Origin of the sequence: Geminocystis sp. CENA526 (assembly GCF_050753365.1) — a bacterium.
Taxonomy (GTDB): domain Bacteria; phylum Cyanobacteriota; class Cyanobacteriia; order Cyanobacteriales; family Cyanobacteriaceae; genus Geminocystis.
Genome location: NZ_JBLZFY010000186.1, coordinates 1 through 4054 on the forward strand (window position 1 = coordinate 1; position 4054 = coordinate 4054).

Consider the following 4054-nt stretch of genomic DNA (forward strand, 5'->3'; position numbering starts at 1 on the left):
ATAAAATTTAGTAAAAAATGCTCAGTTTTTGAGTAAAAATTGTGAAAATTGAACACTTTTCAGTTGGTGTAGTATGTCCAAACCGTTGATTTTAATAGTCTTCTGATTTATTTAGCAAACCCTAATTGTTAATTATTAATTATTAATTATTAATTATTAATTGTTAATTGTTAATTGTTAATTGTTAATTGTTAATTATTTAAGACGTTTCTAACCAATCATAAATCTTATCTAATTGTTCGATCGTAACTAAACCATATTGCCATAAAACCATAGGAATTAAACCTAAATTATGATCAACATTGCGTTGTGCAATAGCGATACAATCTTGAGATAAATTGATTTCTTCCTGTAAAAATTTGACAAAACGATGATAAGTAATAGTAGGCATAATAATATAGATTTTGTGAAATAAAAAATGGTTATAAAAAATGGTTATAAAAAAATTAGAATAGCTAAAAGCTAATCATCAAAATAAAAGTTATACTTCTCACACAATTTTTTGTAAATTATTGCTAATTCTTAGCTAATTTTAGAAATTAACTCCTGATAAGTTAAGTCGTTTTTTTGCTAATAACATACTTTATCTAAAAAAGAAAATACGGTAATCTTATTTAGTCAATAAAACACAGAAATTTTGACTTTATTTAAAGTATGGTTTTTATAGACAAGCAACTCTAAAGATATGCGTTGATTTTATGTACCTATGAAGTCACTTAGACTGGTGATGTTGATGATAGGATAAAAATTATTGATTACTTGCGATTTCCAACTGAGATAGACAAATTGTCAATAATCCTTAAGTCCTCCGAACCTTAGTAGCAATTCTAACTACTATAAAATTTTGATTAAGTAAAGTATTATACATTATTAAATCAACTTTGGCAATTTTTTTTTTAGTTTTGTTGATTCTCCTCCAAAAACTCGATCGAAATCTTATCTCCTACCTTGATTCCTAGTTCTTCTGTTCTATTTCCTGCTAATTCTATCACTTGATCAATAGCTACAGTTGAATTGTATAAAGGACAGTTTTCGTCATTACAGGGTGGTGCCGTAACAATATGTTTAACAATACCTTCCGAAACGAAAATCATATCGAGAGGAATAGAAACATTTTTCATCCAAAAACTAACGGTTTGAGGAGGATTGAAAGGAAATAACATCCCACGATTAGGGGGTAAAAAATCCCGATACATTAAGCCAATCTGTTGTTGTTGGGGAGTTTGAGCAACTTCTAACTCAATAATTTCCTGATTAATCAATAATTTAGCACCAATGGGCAAATTTTGTCCTTGACTAATACTATTAACAGGAGTAGTCTCTAAGGCAATATTTTCATCACCGCCCAAAACAGAAGGGGGAATAAAACCACAACCAAATAACAGAAAACTAACGCCAATAATAACAGGAGAACTAAATTTGAACAATGTGAACATCAGAAAGAATACTTTCATAGAATGGTGAAAATAAAAGATAACACAAAATTAACCGATAATTTAGTTAACGGTCAGTTTTTTATAGATTTATTTAATATTTAAAATAATCAAAGCTATATAGTAATCACCAAATCACTTAACTGAGTATAGGTTATGCCAGACAATTAGGATGCAAATACTAATTTTTTATTAAATTCTGGCATGAATGAGAAGAAATGTTGCAAAATGTTAAATAAGTAAACTAAAAAACTTAACAAAAATCCCGTGAATAACCAGTTATTAGAAAGAAAACTAAATTACACCGAAACCAAAAAAAATCCTCTTAATCTGAGTCTTTTAACGGTGATTATACTTCTGTTCTTAAGCATAATAACAGTATGGTGGTTAATACCAACAAAAGACCCTTATGTAGAACAAGTTTTATCTTTTCAAGGTAATATTGAAAGGGGAGGTGCTATTTTTCAAGTAAATTGTGCTGGTTGTCATGGTATCAATGCTAATGGTAATGTAGGACCTAGTTTAAAAGACGTATCTAAACATAAATCCGAAGTGCAAATAATTAATCAAGTTGTCAGTGGAAAAACTCCTCCTATGCCAAAATTCCAACCCTCTCCCGAAGATATGGCAGATTTACTTAGTTATTTACGTCAGTTAAATAAGTAGCGGTTATTATCTATTTTGTATCATTACTTAAAAATTGCTTCCTCGTCAGAGTTTCAACCCTTATTTTGACAATTAAGGTCAATGTCGAATAAGATTGATGAGATTGCTTATATGCCTCGCAATGACATAATAAGTAGGTGAGTAAATTTAATTTCAACGTTATGAAGTCTAATTCCTGGTTCAATTTTAATCCTTTATCTTTTATATCTTCTCAACTTTGGTTGACATTGCCTTTGATATTAGGAATGTCTTTTTTATCTAACTTTCCTGTGTTAGCTGTCGATTTGAAAGTGGGAATTGTGCAAAGATTTGGCGATAAATTAGATGATGAAATTAGTCTCAAAAGCACTCAAGGCGATTCTCTAACCATTAAATTTATTGATACAGCTACTCAAGAAGAAAAAAACCTTACCACTAAAGAATTAAAACTTTCGATCGAACCCCAGTCATTACCGAATAAACTGATAGAAGAAAGGTTAATTTTAGGAGATTATGGCACATTTGAGACGGCGGAAGATTCCGCTAAAGGTTGGCAATCCCTCGGTATTGATGTGGAAATCACTCAACCCGGACGTTGGCAAGTGTGGGCTAAACGTAGCACCTATACAACCCCATTATTAAAAAGATTGTTACTCAGTGGTATTCAAGACAAAGGCTATAAGGATGTTTATATAGAAACAGAGATTTTGTTAGAAAAGCCCATTGTTTCCTTTAAAATTGGCAATAATATCTACAAAGCCAATTATTTAGAGATTAACAGTGGTAGAAATTTGGTACAAGTCAGAGATGGAGTAAAAGGCACTTGGCGCACCTATGGAGGCACTTTTACCATCCAACCTAACTCCTACGGTAATTATACCCTTGTCAATAAAGTCAACATTGAAACTTATTTGCGTGGTGTCGTGCCTCATGAAATTGGTGCTAATGTACCAATGGCAGCCGCAGAAGCCCAAACTATCATCGCTAGAACTTATGCACTACGCAATACTCGCCGTTTTCAGGCGGATAACTATGAAATGTGCGCTACAACCCATTGTCAAGTTTATTATGGATTAACAGGCACTTCTCCTATTTCAGACAAAGCCATTGCCTCCACGAAAGGGTTAGTTTTAACCTACAATAATGAATTAGTAGATGCCTTATATTCTTCTACCAGTGGTGGGGTGACATCCTATTTTGAGGATGTCTGGAATGGAGAAAATCGCCCTTATTTAAAATCTGTTATCGATTCTCCTCAACAAGTGTGGAATTTAGCAGAAAAGAGTCTTGATTCGGAAGCTAATTTTCGCAAGTTTATTGCTTTACAAAATAATTTTAATGAAACGGGAAGAAGTCTTTTTCGCTGGAATCGTAAAAGTAGCCTCGCTGATTTAAACAAAGATTTACAAAGATATTTAGAGAGAATTAAACACCCCTTGCAAGATTTTACTACCATTAAAGAAATGAAGATTGTCGATCGATCGTCATCGGGTAGAATTATTCAAATGGATATTACCACCGATTTAGGGATGGTATCCCTTGCCAAAAATGAAGTCAGGAGCGCTTTTACACCCCCTAGAAGTACTTTATTTTACTTAGACCCCTTTTATGATCAAAATAATCAATTAGCAGGATATGCTTTTGTAGGCGGTGGCTTTGGGCATGGAGTGGGATTAAGCCAATTTGGTAGTTATAATTTAGCAAGATTAGGATGGTCAGCGCAACGTATTCTCGAATTTTACTATCCGGGGACAAAACTTGAACCCTTAAATAGTTCAATTATCTTTTGGCAACCGCTTAAATAAGACTACTTAATCTTACTCAAAAGTCTGAAAAACTATTCAAGCTAAAAAAGTAAATTAGAACTAATGCTAACATAATAGATAATTCTCTATATCAAAATATTTGATCATGACAGTATCACTCGATCGAAATATAGTATATCCAGATAGTGATGGTAAACCCATGGCAGACAA

Annotated in this window: 4 protein-coding genes; 2 read left to right on the forward strand and 2 right to left on the reverse strand. The window is 32.4% G+C overall.

What is annotated here, in order from left to right; all coding sequences use genetic code 11:
* Positions 1-199: 199 nt before the first annotated feature.
* Entirely contained in the window at positions 200-391 is a 192-nt protein-coding gene (locus tag ACN4EE_RS22175; protein WP_431708693.1) for a DUF2949 domain-containing protein, read from the reverse strand.
* 505 nt (positions 392-896) lie between these two features.
* Positions 897-1436 carry a DUF192 domain-containing protein gene (locus tag ACN4EE_RS22180; protein WP_431708694.1) on the reverse strand — a complete coding sequence of 180 codons (540 nt, stop codon included), beginning with the start codon at positions 1434-1436 and terminating at the stop codon, positions 897-899.
* Positions 1437-1700: 264 nt separating this feature from the next.
* Here ACN4EE_RS22180 and ACN4EE_RS22185 point away from each other — a divergent pair, with 264 nt between their 5' ends.
* The gene (locus ACN4EE_RS22185; RefSeq protein WP_431708695.1) at positions 1701-2099 is read left to right on the forward strand and encodes a c-type cytochrome; all 399 of its coding nucleotides are present in this window, start codon (positions 1701-1703) and stop codon (positions 2097-2099) included.
* A 245-nt stretch (positions 2100-2344) separates the two neighbouring features.
* Positions 2345-3883, forward strand: a complete 1539-nt coding sequence (locus tag ACN4EE_RS22190) for a SpoIID/LytB domain-containing protein (protein WP_431708696.1) — start codon at positions 2345-2347, stop codon at positions 3881-3883.
* The last annotated feature ends 171 nt before the right edge of the window (positions 3884-4054 follow it).

Bases quoted from the DNA above. Each gene is read 5' to 3' on its own strand.
- ACN4EE_RS22190 (WP_431708696.1), top strand. From the start codon at position 2,345: ATGTCTTTTTTATCTAACTTTCCTGTGTTAGCTGTCGATTTGAAAGTG.
- ACN4EE_RS22180 (WP_431708694.1), bottom strand. From the start codon at position 1,436: ATGTTCACATTGTTCAAATTTAGTTCTCCTGTTATTATTGGCGTTAGT.
- ACN4EE_RS22175 (WP_431708693.1), bottom strand. From the start codon at position 391: ATGCCTACTATTACTTATCATCGTTTTGTCAAATTTTTACAGGAAGAA.